At 71.5% G+C, this 15,800-nt stretch carries 19 protein-coding genes; 7 read left to right on the top strand and 12 right to left on the bottom strand.

Annotation, left to right across the window (positions count from 1 at the left end):
- Positions 1-11: 11 nt before the first annotated feature.
- Positions 12-920: an alpha/beta hydrolase family protein gene (locus ACQP00_RS05485; protein ID WP_433215230.1), complete on the bottom strand. Its 909-nt coding sequence runs from the start codon at positions 918-920 to the stop codon at positions 12-14.
- A gap of 72 nt (positions 921-992) precedes the next feature.
- On the opposite strand from ACQP00_RS05485, the gene ACQP00_RS05480 reads away from it, so the two are divergent.
- Positions 993-1,625 carry a Pr6Pr family membrane protein gene (locus ACQP00_RS05480; RefSeq protein ID WP_433215227.1) on the top strand — a complete coding sequence of 211 codons (633 nt, stop codon included), beginning with the start codon at positions 993-995 and terminating at the stop codon, positions 1,623-1,625.
- Positions 1,626-1,630: 5 nt separating this feature from the next.
- On the opposite strand, the gene ACQP00_RS05475 is transcribed toward ACQP00_RS05480, so the two are convergent.
- From ACQP00_RS05475 to ACQP00_RS05465, 3 genes are all read right to left on the bottom strand, one after another.
- Positions 1,631-2,575, bottom strand: coding sequence for a zinc-binding dehydrogenase (locus ACQP00_RS05475; protein ID WP_433215224.1), 945 nt, complete (start codon positions 2,573-2,575; stop codon positions 1,631-1,633).
- Between the two features lie 20 nt (positions 2,576-2,595).
- Positions 2,596-3,777, bottom strand: a complete 1,182-nt coding sequence (locus ACQP00_RS05470) for an NAD(P)-dependent malic enzyme (protein ID WP_433215221.1) — start codon at positions 3,775-3,777, stop codon at positions 2,596-2,598.
- Between the two features lie 107 nt (positions 3,778-3,884).
- Positions 3,885-4,199, bottom strand: coding sequence for a S24/S26 family peptidase (locus tag ACQP00_RS05465; protein ID WP_433215218.1), 315 nt, complete (start codon positions 4,197-4,199; stop codon positions 3,885-3,887).
- 70 nt (positions 4,200-4,269) lie between these two features.
- Here ACQP00_RS05465 and sodN point away from each other — a divergent pair, with 70 nt between their 5' ends.
- The 3 genes from sodN (at position 4,270) to ACQP00_RS05450 (ending at position 5,678) form a co-directional block, all read left to right on the top strand.
- Positions 4,270-4,674 carry a superoxide dismutase, Ni gene (gene sodN, locus ACQP00_RS05460; protein ID WP_433215215.1) on the top strand — a complete coding sequence of 135 codons (405 nt, stop codon included), beginning with the start codon at positions 4,270-4,272 and terminating at the stop codon, positions 4,672-4,674.
- Positions 4,675-4,739: 65 nt separating this feature from the next.
- Complete coding sequence (locus ACQP00_RS05455; RefSeq protein WP_433215212.1) at positions 4,740-5,225, top strand: N-acetyltransferase family protein; 486 nt, start codon at positions 4,740-4,742, stop codon at positions 5,223-5,225.
- A 24-nt stretch (positions 5,226-5,249) separates the two neighbouring features.
- The gene (locus tag ACQP00_RS05450) at positions 5,250-5,678 is read left to right on the top strand and encodes an ATP-binding protein (RefSeq protein ID WP_433056765.1); all 429 of its coding nucleotides are present in this window, start codon (positions 5,250-5,252) and stop codon (positions 5,676-5,678) included.
- Between the two features lie 30 nt (positions 5,679-5,708).
- Here ACQP00_RS05450 and ACQP00_RS05445 read toward each other — a convergent pair whose 3' ends face one another.
- Both ACQP00_RS05445 and ACQP00_RS05440 read right to left on the bottom strand, forming a co-directional pair.
- Complete coding sequence (locus ACQP00_RS05445) at positions 5,709-6,410, bottom strand: FadR/GntR family transcriptional regulator (protein ID WP_433215209.1); 702 nt, start codon at positions 6,408-6,410, stop codon at positions 5,709-5,711.
- Positions 6,411-6,547: 137 nt separating this feature from the next.
- Complete coding sequence (locus tag ACQP00_RS05440) at positions 6,548-6,946, bottom strand: hypothetical protein (RefSeq protein WP_433215206.1); 399 nt, start codon at positions 6,944-6,946, stop codon at positions 6,548-6,550.
- A 75-nt stretch (positions 6,947-7,021) separates the two neighbouring features.
- Between ACQP00_RS05440 and ACQP00_RS05435 the strand changes: the two genes are divergently transcribed.
- Both ACQP00_RS05435 and ACQP00_RS05430 read left to right on the top strand, forming a co-directional pair.
- The gene (locus tag ACQP00_RS05435) at positions 7,022-7,960 is read left to right on the top strand and encodes a diacylglycerol/lipid kinase family protein (RefSeq protein WP_433215203.1); all 939 of its coding nucleotides are present in this window, start codon (positions 7,022-7,024) and stop codon (positions 7,958-7,960) included.
- 380 nt (positions 7,961-8,340) lie between these two features.
- A complete protein-coding gene (locus tag ACQP00_RS05430) occupies positions 8,341-8,598 on the top strand; it encodes a WhiB family transcriptional regulator (protein WP_190257048.1) in 258 nt (85 codons plus the stop codon).
- An 80-nt stretch (positions 8,599-8,678) separates the two neighbouring features.
- On the opposite strand, the gene ACQP00_RS05425 is transcribed toward ACQP00_RS05430, so the two are convergent.
- The 5 genes from ACQP00_RS05425 to ACQP00_RS05405 all read right to left on the bottom strand — a co-directional run bounded on the left by ACQP00_RS05425 (position 8,679) and on the right by ACQP00_RS05405 (position 14,303).
- Complete coding sequence (locus ACQP00_RS05425) at positions 8,679-8,963, bottom strand: zf-TFIIB domain-containing protein (RefSeq protein WP_433215200.1); 285 nt, start codon at positions 8,961-8,963, stop codon at positions 8,679-8,681.
- Positions 8,964-9,028: 65 nt separating this feature from the next.
- Positions 9,029-9,751 carry a sirohydrochlorin chelatase gene (locus tag ACQP00_RS05420; protein ID WP_433215197.1) on the bottom strand — a complete coding sequence of 241 codons (723 nt, stop codon included), beginning with the start codon at positions 9,749-9,751 and terminating at the stop codon, positions 9,029-9,031.
- The gene (locus tag ACQP00_RS05415) at positions 9,748-10,464 is read right to left on the bottom strand and encodes a phosphoadenylyl-sulfate reductase (RefSeq protein ID WP_433215194.1); all 717 of its coding nucleotides are present in this window, start codon (positions 10,462-10,464) and stop codon (positions 9,748-9,750) included. The genes ACQP00_RS05420 and ACQP00_RS05415 overlap by 4 nt, the downstream gene beginning before the upstream one ends.
- Positions 10,465-10,618: 154 nt before the next feature.
- A complete protein-coding gene (locus ACQP00_RS05410; RefSeq protein WP_433215191.1) occupies positions 10,619-12,307 on the bottom strand; it encodes a nitrite/sulfite reductase in 1,689 nt (562 codons plus the stop codon).
- Between the two features lie 391 nt (positions 12,308-12,698).
- Complete coding sequence (locus ACQP00_RS05405) at positions 12,699-14,303, bottom strand: sensor histidine kinase (protein ID WP_433215188.1); 1,605 nt, start codon at positions 14,301-14,303, stop codon at positions 12,699-12,701.
- 23 nt (positions 14,304-14,326) lie between these two features.
- Between ACQP00_RS05405 and ACQP00_RS05400 the strand changes: the two genes are divergently transcribed.
- On the top strand, positions 14,327-14,788 hold the full coding sequence (locus ACQP00_RS05400) for a hypothetical protein (RefSeq protein ID WP_433215185.1): 462 nt from the start codon (positions 14,327-14,329) through the stop codon (positions 14,786-14,788).
- On the opposite strand, the gene ACQP00_RS05395 is transcribed toward ACQP00_RS05400, so the two are convergent.
- Complete coding sequence (locus ACQP00_RS05395; RefSeq protein ID WP_433223715.1) at positions 14,763-15,791, bottom strand: SIS domain-containing protein; 1,029 nt, start codon at positions 15,789-15,791, stop codon at positions 14,763-14,765. The two genes, ACQP00_RS05400 and ACQP00_RS05395, sit on opposite strands and share 26 nt — an antisense overlap.
- Positions 15,792-15,800 lie beyond the last annotated feature (9 nt).

Below are 15,800 nucleotides of genomic sequence, written 5' to 3'. Positions count from 1 at the left end.
CCCGTCAATCGCTACAGGTGCGAGTCGAGCTCCGTAGTAGGTGCCAGCGAGGACCGGGCCTTGGCGTCGCCGTACAGCTCCAGGCGCAGGAACTGCACGGTGCTCTTGGCGACCGTCTGGAACGAGGCGCTGGACGGCCGCAGGTAGGGGTCGTTGTGGTTGCCGCCGGGGATGGTCAGCATCGCCTTGGCCCACGGGACCAGGTCGTAGGTGGCCTTGCCGCTCTCGTAGGTGACCAGCGGGTCGGCGTCGCCGTGGACGAAGAACAGGGCGGCCGGGGTGCCCTGGAAGTCGGTACCGACGCCGAGGCCGCTGCCGGCCAGGACCACCCCGGCGCGCAGGCGCGGGTCGCGGGCGGCCGTGAACAGCCCGACCGTGGTGATGGCGCCGGCCGAGTGGCCCGCCGCGGCCAGCCGGGTCGAGTCGATGCGCTTGCCCAGCGGGCCGGCCAGCACCTGGCCGAGCACGTACTTGGCGTCGAGGGGCTGGTTCAGCACGTCGTACACGTCGAAGCTGGGCGCGCCCTTGGTGGTGTTCGGGTACGCCGGGGCGATCACCACGAACCCGGCCGCCGCCCAGGTCTGCAGCAGCGGCGCGAAGGACTCCGGGGTGCCGTTGAGGCCGTGGCTGAACACGACCGCGGGGTAGCGACCGGCGCGATCCGGGGACCAGACGACCGTCCGGAGCGTTCGTCCTTCGCGGGTGTACGTCATCTGCTGCGACGACACCGCCAGCCCCGTGGGCGGAAGCGCCAGGGGCGGCGGCAGCTGGACCGCGGCCAGCGCACCCTGCATCGTCGGCGCCGCCGAGGGGGAGGCGGCGACACGGCGGGCCGGGGCCTGGTCCGTCGAGCAGCCGGACACGACGGCACCGGCGAGCACGGCGGCGAGCGTGGCGGCGGCGAGCTTGCGCGGGCGCATGGCACCAACGGTACGAGCGGGGTTGCCGAACGACCGCTTCCACCGGGGGCGAATTCCGGCTACCTTCCGCGCATGACAGTCGTGTTCCGGGCGCTGACCGCCGTGTGCGCCGTGGGCGGGATCGTGGCGCTGCTCATCTGGAACGACGGCGACCCCTCGTCCTTCGTGTACTTCACCGTGCAGAGCGCGGTCATCATCGCCGCGGTCTCGGCGGTGGCGGTGTTCCGGCCGGTCCCGGCGTGGATCCGGGGGGCCGCGACGCTCTACAGCTGCATCACCGGGATCGTGTACCACACGCTGCTGGCCAACCCGTCCAGCCCGTTCTACCAGAAGGACGACGGCGCGCACACGGTGCACAACCTGCTGCTGCACTCGGCCGTGCCGATCCTGGCCGCGGTCACCTGGCTGCTGGTCGAGCGGGAGCGGGTGCGCTGGTGGTACGCGGCCGCGTGGCTCGGGTACCCGCTGGCCTACCTGGTCTTCGCGATGATCCGCGGGGCCTTCGTGCACGAGTACACGTACCCGTTCATCGACGTGAACAAGCTGGGCGCGCTCGGCGTCACCGAGACCTCGCTCGGCTTCACAGTGGCGTTCTTCCTGCTCGGCCTGGTGCTCATCGGCCTCGGGGTGGCGCTGCGCCGGCTGCTGACCCGCCGTGCCACACCCGAGACCACCCCGGCCGTGCCGGACACGGCCGGGGTCTGAGCCGCTCAGGCGGTGTGGTCGAGCACGACCTTGCCGAAGACGTCGCCGGAGTGCAGCAGCTCGAAGGCCTTGCGCGCGTCCGAGAACGGCACCACCGAGTCGATCAGCGGGCGGATGCCGGTGCGGGTGAGCAGCGCCATCAGGTCGGCCAGCTCCTCCGGCGTGCCCATGCTGGTGCCCAGGATCTCCAGCTGCAGCGCGAACACCCGGCGCAGGTTCACCTGCGGAAGGTGGCCGCTGGTGGCGCCGGAGACGACGATCCGGCCGCCCATCTTGGCCGACTTCATCGAGTGGTCGAAGGTCGCCTCGCCGACCGTCTCGATGACCACGTCCACGCGCTCGGGCAGCCGGGCGCCGGGCTCGAACGCCTTCGCACCCAGCGCCTCGATCCGCTCGCGCTTGGCGGCGTCGCGGCTCGTGGCGTACACCCGGGCGCCCAGGGCGTTGCCGAGCAGCACGGCCGCCGTGGCCACGCCGCCGCCCGCGCCCTGGATCAGCACCGCGCCGCCGGGCTCCAGCCGGCCCTTGGTGGTGAGCATGCGGTAGGCGGTCAGCCAGGCCGTGGGCAGGCAGGCCGCCTCGGCGAAGGTGAGCTCGGCGGGCTTCGGGACCAGGTTGTACGCCGGGACCGTGACCCGCTCCGCGACCGTGCCCGGGAAGTACTCGGACAGGATCGTGAAGTCGCCCTTGTCGGTGTAGACCACCGGGTAGACGACGACCTCGGCGCCGTCCGGGCCGATGCCGGCGGCGTCGCAGCCGAGGATCATCGGCAGCTGCTCCTCGCGGAGGCCGACGCCGCGCAGCGACCAGAGGTCGTGGTGGTTGAGGGCGCTCGCGCGCACCTCCACCACGGCCCAGTCGTCCTTGGGCGCCGGCTCCGGAGCATCGCCGATCTCGAGCACGGAGAGCGGGTCGGCATCGTTGAACGCAGTTGCGAATGCGGCACGCATATCCGTGACCTTAATCCTCGTTAACGGATGACGCCGTCGCGGCGGGCGGCGTCGGCGACCGCGGCCGCCACGGCCGGGGCCACGCGCGGGTCGAGGGCGCTCGGCACGATGGTGTCGGGCGCGAGCTCGCCGGGGCTGAGCACGGCCGCGATCGCCTCGGCCGCCGCCACCTTCATGCCGTCGCTGATCCGGGTCGCGCCGGAGTCCAGCGCGCCGCGGAAGATGCCGGGGAAGGCCAGCACGTTGTTGATCTGGTTCGGGAAGTCGCTGCGGCCGGTGGCGACCACGCCGGCGTAGCGCGCGGCGATCTCCGGGTGCACCTCGGGCGTCGGGTTGGCCAGGGCGAAGATGGCGCCGTCGGGAGCCATCCCGGCCAGCGCGGCCTCGCCGATGGTGCCGCCGGAGACGCCGATGAGCACGTCGGCGCCGCGCAGGGCGGAGGCGATGTCGCCCGTCACCCCGCCGGCGTTGGTCTCCGCGGCCAGGGCGGCCTTGGCCGGGTTGAGGTCGCCGCGCCCGCCGTGCAGGCAGCCGCGCGAGTCCAGCACCACGATCTCGCCCGCGTCCGCGCCGCCGCGGATCAGCATGCGGGTCACCGCGACGCCCGCCGCGCCCGCGCCGCTGACCACGATCCGCAGGTCGCCCAGGCCGCGGCCGAGCACCTTGCAGGCGTTGCGCAGGGCGGCCAGCACCACGATCGCGGTGCCGTGCTGGTCGTCGTGGAAGACCGGGATCGGCAGCGTCTCCTCCAGCCGCCGCTCGATGTCGAAGCAGCGCGGCGCCGAGATGTCCTCGAGGTTGATCCCCCCGAAGGACGGCGCCAGCGCGGTCACGATCCGCACGATCTCGTCCGGGTCCTGGGTGTCCAGGCAGATCGGCACCGCGTCCACGCCGCCGAACTGCTTGAACAGCACCGCCTTGCCCTCCATCACCGGCATCGCCGCGCGCGGGCCGATGTTGCCCAGGCCGAGCACCGCGGAGCCGTCGGTCACGACGGCCACGGCCTTGCCGACCCAGGTGAGGGAGTGCACGAGCGACTCGTCCGCGGCGATCGCCTCGCAGACGCGGGCCACGCCGGGGGTGTAGGCCAGGGAGAGGTCCTCGCGAGTGGCCAGCGGGACCGTCGACTGCACCGCGAGCTTGCCGCCGGTATGCAGCTCGAAGACGGGATCTGAGACGGAATTGGACACGGATGTAAGCACGGGGGCTCCTTTGCCACGGCTTTGATACAGGAAGGACGCGCGGCGCGGGTGAAAGCGCGAAAGAATGTGCGGCTGTGCGGCCGGGGGTCGCCCGTATCCGCCTCACCTTAGCGTGGGACGCGCTTCAGGCGCACCGGTTGTGGCCACCAGCGAAATGTCACACGGCCGACGATGTCGGCGCGGCCGTAGCGCGCGGAATCGTCGCTGCCGAACGGGTTGTCGCCGACCACCCACCAGCCGTCGCCGTCGGCCCGTTCGACCCGCTTGACCACGAGCAGGCCGGGCCGGCTGCGAAATGCCGCGACCACCACGTCGCCGGGGCGCGCGGATCCCGTGCGCCGCACCAGAATCCGGTCCCCGGAGCGCAGCGTCGGCACCATCGAGGGGCCGGATACGAGTGCCGCAAACCACGGCAGGCGCATGAAATCCCCGAACGTGGATAGGAGTAGGGTCAGCTACTGAGGATCATCGCAAATCACCCTGGAGGGTTCGATGCGACTGTCGCGGCTTTTCACCCCGCGCACTGTGGTGAGCGCCCACTGCGACCTGCCGTGTGGTGTCTACGACCCGGCGCAGGCCCGAATCGAGGCCGAGTCCGTCAAGGCAATCTCCGAGAAGTACCAGGCCAACGAGGACCCGGAGTTCCGCACCCGGGCCCTCATCATCAAGGAGCAGCGGGCCGAGCTCGTCAAGCACCACCTGTGGGTGCTGTGGACCGACTACTTCAAGCCGAACCACTTCGAGAAGTACCCGCAGCTGCACGGCCTGTTCAACGAGGCCACGAAGCTCGCGGGCGCGTCCGGGGCCAAGGGCAAGACCGACCCGGCCGTCGCCGAGCAGCTGCTCGCGAAGATCGACGAGATCGCGAAGATCTTCTGGGAGACCAAGCAGGCCTGAGCGCAACCATCGGCCCTCCCCCATCCCGCGCCCGCGGGGTGGGGGTCGTGCTTTCAAGGAGACGAATGATCCGCCCCGCCGAACCGGACGACGTCCCGGCGCTCGTGGAGATGGTCTACGAGCTCGCCGACTTCGAGCGTGCGCGCGACCTATGCCACCTCAGCGAGGTACAACTGCGGGCCGCGCTCTTCGGTCCTTCACCCGCGGTGTTCTGTCACGTCGCGGTGGTCGACGGCGCACCGGCGGGGATGGCGCTGTGGTTCCTCACGTACTCCACCTGGGAGGGCGTGCACGGCGTGTATCTCGAGGACCTCTACGTGCGGCCGGCCGCGCGGGGCCGCGGGACGGGCAAGGCCCTGCTGGCCGCCCTGGCCGCGGTCTGCGTCGCGCACGGGTACCGCCGCCTGGAGTGGGGCGTGCTGGACTGGAACCCGGCCCGGCAGTTCTACGAGCACCTCGGGGCCGAGCCGAAGAGCGAATGGGTGCCGTACCGTCTGTCCGGCGCACCGCTGGAAGCACTCGCCGCGTCGGCGGGTGCGCCGACGTCGTAGAGTCGCGGGCGAGGGGGTCACAGCGTGACGCAGGTCGTTCGAAAAAGGTCCGGCGCCGACGGCGACGACGTGGTGCTGCTGGCCGTGCCGGCATCGCCCGCATATCTCGGCGTGCTGCGCACGGCGACGGCCGGTCTGGCCGCGCGCCTGCAGTTCACCCTGGACGAGATCGAGGACCTGCGCATCGCGGTCGACGAGGCCTGCGCGATGCTGCTCGCGGTGGCCGCGGACACCCCCCAACTGGGCGACACGGTCGAGCTGTCCTGCCGCTTCACCGTCACGAGTGACGCGCTCACGGTCTACACGACCGTGCCGCTGGGCTCCCCCGACGAACATCTGCCCGGCGGCGAGTCCTTCGCGTGGCAGGTGCTCAGCGCCCTGGCCGACGAGGTCTCGGCCACGGTCGACGCCCACCAGGCGGGCATCCGCCTGACGAAGCGCCGCCCCACCTAGGCCCTGCCTGCCCTGCCCTGCCGAGGCCTTCTAGAGCGCGATCACCTCGGCCAGCTGTTCGGCCGGGCGGATGTTGTCGATGTGGGCCCGGGCCAGCTCCATCGCGCGGGCGACGTCCTGGGCGCGGATCGCCTCCAGCAGCTCGCGGTGATCGCGGTCGACCGCGCGCCAGAACGGCGGCGGCGACACCCGTTCGACCGCCTCGCGGTTGGCCAGGCTGTACAACGGCCGCACGACCAGGCCGAGCAGCGAGTTTCCGGTGGCCGCGGCGACGGCCAGGTGGAAGGCGGCGTGCGCCTCGATGCGCCGGGCCAGGTCGTCCTGCTCCGGGTCGAACATCGCCCGTTCGAGCTCGGCCAGGTGGTGCGGCTCGCGCCGGGCGGCGGCCAGGCCGGCCGCCGGCACCTCGAGCATCCGGCGTACCTCGAGGAAGTCCTCGCCGGTCACGGCCCCGCTGGCCAGCAGCAGGCCGACCCCGTCGGAGAGGGTCTCGCCCAGGGCGGACGCGTCGGGCTCGGCCACGAAGCTGCCGCCGTTGACCCCGCGCATGGTCACGATCAGGTGCTGGCTGCTCAGCAGGCGCAGGGCCTCGCGCACCGTCGAGCGCGACAGGCCGGACTGCTCGCACAGTTGCGGCTCGGTGGGCAGGCGCTCACCGGGGCGCAGCTGCCCGGACATGATGTCGTCGCGGATGCGCTCGGCAAGGACCTGATAGGCGGGAGCGACCGTCACGACAACCGAGCGTAGAGCACTGAAACCGTTTGCGGATCGGTCACTCTGAGATATCGGACCACCTGTGCGATACAAATTTCTGTCCACCAGACGAATCAGGCGTCCGGAGAACGAGCGTTTGCCCTATCGCAACCGATCTAACGAACACCGAGAGCGATGCGGGTGGCGGGCGCGAACAGCAGCACGGCGCCGGTCAGCCCGAGCACGAACAGGGGCACGCCGAGATACGGCAACCCGCTCTGCGCCATCGTCAGCCCGAGCGGCATCTGCAGCATCGTGACCACGATCCCGGGGCCGCGGGCCCAGCGCCGCCGGCGGTGCAGGGCGTAGCCGAAGCCGAGGAAGCACACGGTCATCAGCGCGAGGTACACGGTCACCGCGACCGCGCCGGGGGCCGAGGCGGCGTCGGCGGTCAGGTCGAGGTACACCAGCCAGAGCGTCACGAGCGCCAGGCCGGCCCCCTCGACGAGCAGGAGCCGCACGGCCCAGCGCAACGTCGCCGGGGTTCGATCGGGAACAGTCTCCGCCCCGCTCACCTGCGTGTCCCTCCTGCTCACGACATCCTCACGGGCCCAACCTTATCGTGCACGGAAGCGGGTACAGTGCGACCCGTGCGAGCCCTCCTGGTGGTCAACCCGAACGCGACGACCACCACCCAGCGCGGCCGGGACATCCTGGTGCGGGCCCTGCGCAGCCAGGTCGACCTCGATGTGGCCTACACGGCCCGGCGCGGGCACGCCGCCGATCTCGCCCGCGACGCGGCCCGGGACGGGATGGACCTCGTCGTCACGCTCGGCGGTGACGGCACCGTCAACGAGGCCGTCAACGGCCTGATGACCTTCGACGGCGGCGCCGCCGCGAACCGCGCCCAGGACCGCCCGGCGCTCGCGGTCGTGCCCGGCGGCTCCACCAACGTCTTCGCCCGCGCGCTCGGGCTGCCCAGTGACTGGGCCGAGGGCACCGGCGCGATCCTGGAGGCGCTGCGCGACCGGCGCGAGCGGCTGATCGGGCTGGGCCGGGCCGACGACCGGTATTTCACGTTCTGCGCCGGGCTCGGCATCGACGCCGAGGTCGTGCGCCGCGTCGACCAGGCCCGGCACAAGGGCTCGACGTCCACGCCGCTGCTGTATTTCCGCGCGTTCATGGCGCAATTCGTGGCCACGAATCGCCGCGTGCCGCTCCTCACGATGCAGTTACCCGGCGAACCGGCCACAAGCGGGCTAACGTGGATGCTGGTGCAGAACACGGCACCGTGGACGTTCATCGGCGAGCGGCGGGTCAGTCCCAATCCGCGCGCCTCGTTCGACACCGGGCTGGACGTGCTGGGCCTGCGGGAGCTGCAGGTCGCCAGCACCGCGCGCACCGTCGCGCAGCTGGTGTCGGAGAACCGGGTGCCGAAAGGCAAGCAGGTGCTCCGGCTGCACGATTTGCCGGGCTTCAGCCTGACCGCCGCCAAACCGATCGCCTATCAGGTGGACGGGGAGTACCTCGGCGAGGTCGACAAGTTGGATTTCGCGTCGGTGCCGGGGGCCTTGCGCGTAGTGTGTTGAGTCACCCCCGGCGATCGACCACCGAAGGGGGAGAAAGTTGCAGAGAGTCGCGACAGAGACACCGCGGCCGCATCTCCGAAAGCCCTCCGGTCGTTGACCGAACCGTACTACATTGGTCACTGACTGTTGCGATCCAGGGTCACCAGTCGCCATAAAATCGGACAAACAGTGCGTGAGCTTGCTCACCGACTTGGATTTTTTTGGTTTGGACCCCTTGACATCGCGGTAGTTCGTGAAAGCATTCACAAGCGAAACGACCACTGAGCGTTGCCCGCACACATGCAACGGATCTTCAGGCTCCGCCTAGCCGAACCGTTACATGAGATGCATAACGGGAATCACCAACAACGATCCGCGAAAAAACAAGGAGTGTTGCCGCCATGTCGGACTGGCGCCACCATGCCCTCTGCCGCGACGAGGACCCGGAGCTGTTCTTCCCCATTGGGACTTCCGGTCCGGCGCTGCTGCAGGTTGAGCAGGCGAAGGCGGTCTGCCAGCGCTGCTCCGTGACCTCCGAGTGCCTCCAGTGGGCCCTCGACTCCGGTCAGGACGCAGGTGTCTGGGGCGGAATGAGCGAAGACGAGCGTCGCCTGATGAAGCGTCGCGGTGGCCTGCGGGTCCGCGCTCACTCTGCCTGAGCCTCAATTCCAATACGCACCTAGACAGCGAACGCCCCGGCCGATTCGGCCGGGGCGTTGTTGTATGCATTCGGCGACCGTCAGTCGAACAACTCTCCGAAGAAACTCTCACGGTGGTGCCGGCGGTGCTTCTTGTGGTGGCCGTAATGCCCGTATCCACCGCCGTATGCGCCATGCGTCTGCGGGTACGGCTGCTGATAGGGCTGCTGCGGATAGCCACCGTGGGACGGCTGCTGTTGCTGGTGGCGGCCCTGCCAGGCCTGCTCCGCATCGACCAGCCGCTCCAGCTCACCGCGGTCCAGGAAGATCCCCCGGCACTCCAGGCATTGGTCGACGGTGACACCACTGCGCTCGAACTGGCGCATCTCGCCACGGCACTTGGGGCATGTCATCATCCGTCAACGGTAACCGCAACGCGCCACTGGACGGTCTAGGCGGCCCGTAGCAGCGCGAAATCCCCGATCCGGGACACCACCAGACGGGCGACGTCGACGTGCGCGCACAGCGGCGGTGCGACCGGCTCCAGCGCGCCGGCCCCGACCGCCGAGGCGATCACGAGGTCGTGCAGCTTGCCGGGGGCGAGGAAGTACGAGGAGACGGCGATCCGCTCGCAGCCCCGGGCGCGCAGGGTCGCCACCGCGGCGGCGCCGGTGATCGGCGAGGCCGAGGCGTAGGCGGGCGTGCACGGCACACCCAGCGCGGCGCCCAGGGCCGCGGCCGCCTGGTCGACGGAGTGGCGGGCCAGGTCGTCGCGGGTGCCGGCGGCGGCGAGCAGGACGCCGTCGAAGGGCACCGGGGGCAGCAGCCGGCGCAGGGCCGAGAGCAGCAGCGCGGGCGTCCCGGCGCCGAGCACGTCGGTCGTGGTCACGTCGAGGTCCAGGCCCGCGGCCCGGGCCCGGTCCAGCACGGCGGGCAGGTCGAAGCGGCCGTGGAAGGCGTTGGTGAGCAGCAGCGGCACGACGACGGCGGCCCGATGGCCCAGCGCCGCGAACGCCGCCAGCTGCTCGCCGGGGCGCGGACCGGCGTGGTCCAGGAACGCGCAGCGCACGTCCAGGCCGGGCCGTTGGGCCGCGACCGCCCGCGCCAGGGCGCGAGTGGCCGCGGCCGCCCGTGGGTCCGCGGACCCGTGGGCCACGAGCAGGACAGCGGTCATCCGGAGGTGTGCAGCCCGCACTCGGTCTTGTCGAACGCGGCCCAGCGCCCGCTGCGCGGGTCGCCGCCCGGAGGCGTGCGGCGCGTGCACGGCCAGCAGCCGACCGAGGCGTACCCCTGCCGCATGAGCGCGTTCACGGGCACGTTGTAGCGGGAGATGTACTGGTCCACGTCGGCCTGCGTCCACAGCGCCAGCGGGGCGACCTTGAACTTGCCGCGGGCCCGCTCGAAGCTCACGATCGGCGTGTTGGCGCGGCTCGGCGACTCGTCCCGGCGCAGGCCCGCGGCCCACGCGTCGTAGTCCTCCAGGGCCCGCTCCAGCGGCTCGACCTTGCGCAGGAAGCAGCACTCGTCGGGGTCGCGGGCGTAGAGCCGCGGCCCGAACTCGGCGTCCTGCTCGGCGACGGTCTGGCGGGGCCGGATCGAGCGCACGGTCACCGGCAGGGTGCGCTGGACGACCTCGCGTACCCGCAGCGTCTCGGCGAAGTGCAGGCCGGTGTCGAGGAAGACGACCGGCACGCCGGGCACCACCTTCGACACCACGTGCGCGAGCACGGCGTCGGCGAACGAGCTGGTCACACAGAACCGCTCGCCGAACTGGCCGGCCGCCCACTCGACGATCTTCTCGGCGGTCTGGCCCTCCAGGCGCGCCGACGCGCCGGTCGCCAGCTCGATGGACTCCTGCGCGGTGCGGGCCACGGTCGTGCTGCTCATCGCTTCGCCTCCAAAGCGTTCGCCGCCAGTCCCAGGAACTTCAGTGAGAAGACGCGCGCGCAGCTGCGGCACTCCCATGCGCCATGCGCGTCCTCGTGTGGACGGAGGTCCTCTTCTCCGCAGTACGGGCAGTACAGCGGGGCCATTCGCTCGCTCATCGCAGCTCCTCTTCCGGAGCGCGCATGACCCAGCGGGCGAAGGACTCGCCGGACTCGCGCCCGGCCAGGTAGTGGTTGGCGACCCGCTCGACGTACTCGGGCAGGGCGGCGGCGGTGGTCTTGAGGCCGCGCAGCTTCCGGCCGAAGCCGGCCGTCTGCCCGGCGGCCATGCCCAGGCCGCCACCGAGGTGGATCTGGAAGCCCTCGACCATGTCGCCGTTGTCGTCGCGGACGAGCATGCCCTTGAGCCCGATGTCGGCGACCTGGGTGCGGGCGCACGCGTTCGGGCAGCCGTTCAGATGGATCGAGATGTCGGCGTCGAGCTCCGCGACCTTGTGCTCGAGGTGCTCGATGAGCTCCGCCGCGCGGGCCTTGGTCTCGACGATCGCCAGCTTGCAGAACTCGATGCCGGTGCAGGCCATCGTGCTGCGCCGCCACGGCGACGGGCGGGCCTCCAGGCCGACCTTGGCCAGGCCCTCGACCAGCGGGTCGGTGTCGTCCTCGGCGATGTCCAGGACCAGGATCTTCTGGTACGGCGTGAGCCGCACCCGATCCGATCCGAACTGTTCGGCCAGGTCGGCCACCTCGCCCAGCTGGGTGCCGGAACTGCGCCCGGCGATCGGGGCGGCACCCACGTAGAACTTGCCGTCCCACTGCTTGTGCACGCCGACGTGGTCGACCGGCTTCTCCGGCAGGTCCGGCGCCGGCCCGTCGATCAGGCGGCGGCCGAGGTACTCGTTCTCCAGGATCTGCCGGAACTGGTCCGCACCCCAGTCCGCGACCAGGAACTTCAGCCGGGCGCGGCTGCGCAGCCGGCGGTAGCCGTAGTCGCGGAAGATCTTGATCACGCCGTGCCAGACGTCGGCCAGCTCGTGCAGCGGCACCCACACGCCGAGCCGCACCGCGAGCATCGGGTTGGTGGACAGCCCGCCGCCGACCCAGAGGTCGAAGCCGGGGCCGTGCTCCGGGTGGATCACGCCCACGAACGAGATGTCGTTGGCCTCGTACGGGGTGTCGGGCAGCCACGAGATCGAGGACTTGAACTTGCGCGGCAGGTTGGACAGCTCCGGGTCGCCGATGAAGCGCCGGTTGATCTCGGTGATCGCCTCGGTCGGGTCGAGCACCTCGGCCTCGGCCACGCCCGCGATGGGGCTGCCCAGGATCACCCGCGGGCTGTCGCCGCAGGCCTCCATGGTGGACAGGCCGACCGCCTCGAGCTCCTGCCAGATGGTCGGCACGTTCTCGATCTCGATCCAGTGCAGCTGGATGTTCTGCCGGTCGGTGACGTCGGCGGTGTCGCGGGCGAAGCGCTGCGAGATCGAGGCGATCGCGCGCAGCTGGGCGAGCGAGAGCTGGCCGCCGTCGCTGCGGATGCGCAGCATGAAGTAGCGGTCGTCGAGCTCCTCGGGCTCCAGCACGGCGGTGCGCCCGCCGTCGATCCCGGGGCGGCGCTGGGTGTAGAGCCCGTACCAGCGGAACCGTCCGCGCAGGTCGGCGGGGTCGATCGAGTCGAAGCCGCGGTGCGCGTAGATGTTCTCGATGCGGGCCCGCACGTTGAGCGGGTTGTCGTCCTTCTTGCTGCGCTCGTTCGGATTGAGCGGCTCGCGGTGCCCCAGGGCCCACTGCCCCTCACCGCGGGGACGGCCTCCGGCCGCACCACGACCGCGGACAGTGTTCACCGACATGTCGGCGTCCTCTCAGGATTGAGAGCACGCGACCAAGCGCCGACCGTTCCCAATCAGACGGGGAACGAATGACGTCGATGTCATTGAGATTCCGGCGCGAAGTCGCGCACCCGGGAAAAATTCTGCGGGCGGCGTTCAGCAAGCCGGACAGATGGCGCTGCGCACGCGACCGTAGTCAACGTGTCGGCGGCTTACGAGCCGCAGAGAAGCAGCGTGCATAGGGTGCAGTCTTCCACGGAGAGCGGTCCTTACGCCACGCCCACGTGAGGGTTCTCTCAACGCGATTTGACAGATGTGTAACCGGAATAAGACTCAGCCGGTAGGAATTGAGGGGCAAGATACTGCGGTCCGGCCGCCCGGCCACCGGGTTCGTCCCACAGTGCGGTTGGATTCACCGCTTGGCCAGCGGTACCACCATGACCGCCTCGGTGCCCCCCTCGGCCCGCCGCCGAAGCTCGATCGTGCCGCGCAGCTCCCCCGTCGCCAGGGTGCGCACGATCTGCAGCCCGAGCCGCTCGCTGGAGTCCAGGTCGAAGCCCTCGGGCAGCCCGCAGCCGTTGTCGGCCACGGTCACGTGCAGCTGCTTGCGGAACCGGTGCACCGAGACCACCACCTCGGGCGCGTCCGGGGCGACCGGCACCTCCGGCGCGTCCGGCGCGACCGGCGCATCCGAGGCGACCGGGGCGACCGGCGCATCCGAGGCGACCGGGGCGACCGGCGCGTCCGGGGCGACCGGGGCGACCGGCTCGAAGGCGTGCTCGACGGCGTTCTGCAGCAGCTCGTTGAGCACCATGACCAGCGGGGTGGCGATCTCGGCCGGGAGCACCCCGAAGTCGCCCTCCCGGCGTACCGCCACGTTGAACCCGGTCGCGCCGACCTCCACCGCGGCCGCCGCCACCCGGTCCACGATCCCGTCGAACTCCACCGCCTCGTCGGAGGACTCCGGCGACATCGACAGCGTCTCGTGCACCAGGGCGATGGAGGCGACCCGGCGTACCGACTCCTCCAACGCGTGCCGCGCGGCCGGGACGCCGACCCGCCGGGCCTGCAGGCGCAGCAGCGCGGCGACGGTCTGCAGGTTGTTCTTGACCCGGTGGTGGATCTCCCGGATCGTCGCGTCCTTGGTCATCAGCTGCCGGTCCCGGCGCCGGACCTCGGTGATGTCCCGGACCAGCACGAGCGCCCCGATCGGCACCCCGGCCGGCATGAGCGGCAGCGCGCGCATGAGCACGGTGGCGCCGCGGGCCTCGAGCTCCTTGCGGGCCGGGGCCTCCCCGTGCAGGGCCTGCTGGATGCGGTCGGTCGCGTCGGCGCCCTCGAGCGGGTCGTCGACCAGCCGGCCGGTCGTCTCGGCCAGGCTCTCGCCCACCAGGTGGGCGGCGAGTCCCAGCCGCCGGTAGGCGGACTGCGCGTTCGGGCTGGCGTAGGTGACCTTGCCGGTGGCATCCAGCCGCACCAGGCCGTCGCCGATGCGCGGCGCGCTGGTGGTCTCCCCCGGGTGCCGGGGCGGCGGCCAGCTGCCGTCGGCGATCATCTGGGCCAGGTCGTCGGCCGTGGTCAGGTAGTTGAGCTCCAGCTGGGCCGGGGTGCGCGCGGTGCTCAGGTTGGTGTCCCGCCCGAGCACGGCGATGACCTTCTGGTGGCCGCGCCGGCGCACCGGGATCGCCTCGTGGCGGGCGGGCATGTCGCCGTACCAGACGGGGTCGCCCTCCCGCCAGATCCGCCCCTGCTGGCGCACGATGGCCAGGTGCGCGACCTCGGGGCCGCCGGCGATCCGGCCCACCTGGTCGTCCTGGTAGGCCGTGCCCGCCGTGGTGGGGCGCACCTGGGCCACGCAGATGAACTCGCCGCGCACCTCGATCGGCACCCACATGAGCAGGTCGGCGAAGCTGAGGTCGGACACGATCTGCCAGTCACCGGCCAGCCGGTGCAGGTGCTCGATGTCGTCGGGCTCGAGGCTCGTGTGCTCCTCGACGAGGTCGCGCAGGGTGGACACGAGAACAAGACTAAGGTTGCCGGGTGCGGCGTTTGCTGGTTCCCCTGCTGTTGGCGCTCTCGCTGGGCTTTTCCCTCGGCGGATGCGGTTGGGCCGGTCGGCACGACGAGAAGTCGAAGCCCGACGGATTCCTGTTGCAGGGGTACGTCAGCGTGGCCGGCGCCGCCGCCGGCATCACGGGCAGCGCGTGCCTGGCGCCCTCGACGGTGCCGGACGTGTACCAGGGCGGCAGCGTGCGGATCGCGGACGGCAGCGGGCACCCGATCGCCGCGGCCGAGCTGAACGCCGGGGTGCTCGCGCCCGACGGGACGAGCTTCGACTGCAACTTCGCGTTCGAGGCGCGCAACGTCTCGGGCAGCCGGGCGGCCTACCAGCTCTCGGTCGGCGACCGCCCGGCGTTGACGTTCCAGACCAAGGACCTGGCCGAGGGCCGGCCCGCGGTGATCCCGGTCGCGACCGCTACAGCGTCGACGTCACCTTCTTGAGCCCGCGCGGCGCGTCCGGGTTCTCGCCGCGCAGCAGGGCCAGCGACAGGGCCAGGCGCTGCAGCGGCAGGATGTCCAGCAGCGGCGCGTAGCGCTCGTCGACGTCCGGGGTGCGCACCCAGCCGGAGGCGCCCTCGACCGCGGCCGGGCCGAACACGACCGTGTCGGCGCGGCGCTCGCCGAGGCGGGTGACCACGTCGCGCATCGACTGCCCGGCCGGGCCGTTGCCCACGACCGCCAGCACCGGCACGTCGGGGTCGGTCATGGCCAGGGGGCCGTGCAGCAGGTCGGCGCCGGAGAACGAGAGGCCGGCCAGGTAGCAGGTCTCCATGAGCTTGAGCGCGGTCTCGCGGGCGGTCGGGTAGGCGTACCCGCGGCCGGTGGTGACCAGGCGCCCGGCGAAGCGGTACCGCGCGGCGAGGTCGACCGCGGTGTCGTCGGCCAGCAGTGCCGCCGCGTGCCCGGGCAGCTCGCGCAGCGCGGCGAGCTCCTCGGCCGGCAGGGCGCCGCCGCCGCGCACGCTCTCCACGAGCATGAGCAGGGCCAGCAGCTCGGCGGTGTAGGTCTTGGTGGCCGCCACCGCGACCTCGTGCCCGGCGGCGACGTCGACGTGCAGCTCGGCCGCCTGGGCCAGCGGCGACTCGGCGTTGTTGGTCACGGCCAGGGTGTGCGCGCCCTGCTCGCGCGCGATGCGCAGGACCTCGCGCAGATCGGGCGAGCCGCCGCTCTGGCTGACCCCGACGACGAGCGTGTCGCGCAGGTCGGGGCGGGCGCCGTACAACGTCATGGCCGACGGGCTGGCCAGCCCGGCCGGGATGCCGAGGCGGATCTCGGTGAGGTAGGCGGCGTAGAGGGCCGCGTGGTCGGACGTGCCGCGCGCGGTGAACACCACGCTGCGCGGCTTCCACTCGGCGATCTTCGTGGCGATCTCGGCGATCTGGCCGGCGCGCTCGTCGATCAGGCGCGCGAACACCTCCGGCTGTTCGGCGATGTCGGCCTTCATCCCGGCGCC

This window comes from Dactylosporangium sp. CS-047395 (genome assembly GCF_050942185.1).
Classification (GTDB): domain Bacteria; phylum Actinomycetota; class Actinomycetes; order Mycobacteriales; family Micromonosporaceae; genus Dactylosporangium.
The sequence above is the reverse complement of the archived record's forward strand: the minus strand, read 5'-3'. Positions and strand labels throughout refer to the sequence as shown.

Bases quoted from the DNA above. Each gene is read 5' to 3' on its own strand.
- ACQP00_RS05415 (WP_433215194.1), bottom strand. From the start codon at position 10,464: ATGAGCAGCACGACCGTGGCCCGCACCGCGCAGGAGTCCATCGAGCTG.
- ACQP00_RS05475 (WP_433215224.1), bottom strand. From the start codon at position 2,575: ATGCGTGCCGCATTCGCAACTGCGTTCAACGATGCCGACCCGCTCTCC.
- ACQP00_RS05485 (WP_433215230.1), bottom strand. From the start codon at position 920: ATGCGCCCGCGCAAGCTCGCCGCCGCCACGCTCGCCGCCGTGCTCGCC.
- ACQP00_RS05425 (WP_433215200.1), bottom strand. From the start codon at position 8,963: ATGCGCCAGTTCGAGCGCAGTGGTGTCACCGTCGACCAATGCCTGGAG.
- ACQP00_RS05420 (WP_433215197.1), bottom strand. From the start codon at position 9,751: ATGACCGCTGTCCTGCTCGTGGCCCACGGGTCCGCGGACCCACGGGCG.
- ACQP00_RS05395 (WP_433223715.1), bottom strand. From the start codon at position 15,791: ATGAAGGCCGACATCGCCGAACAGCCGGAGGTGTTCGCGCGCCTGATC.
- ACQP00_RS05455 (WP_433215212.1), top strand. From the start codon at position 4,740: ATGATCCGCCCCGCCGAACCGGACGACGTCCCGGCGCTCGTGGAGATG.
- ACQP00_RS05480 (WP_433215227.1), top strand. From the start codon at position 993: ATGACAGTCGTGTTCCGGGCGCTGACCGCCGTGTGCGCCGTGGGCGGG.
- ACQP00_RS05410 (WP_433215191.1), bottom strand. From the start codon at position 12,307: ATGTCGGTGAACACTGTCCGCGGTCGTGGTGCGGCCGGAGGCCGTCCC.
- ACQP00_RS05430 (WP_190257048.1), top strand. From the start codon at position 8,341: ATGTCGGACTGGCGCCACCATGCCCTCTGCCGCGACGAGGACCCGGAG.
- sodN (WP_433215215.1), top strand. From the start codon at position 4,270: ATGCGACTGTCGCGGCTTTTCACCCCGCGCACTGTGGTGAGCGCCCAC.
- ACQP00_RS05465 (WP_433215218.1), bottom strand. From the start codon at position 4,199: ATGCGCCTGCCGTGGTTTGCGGCACTCGTATCCGGCCCCTCGATGGTG.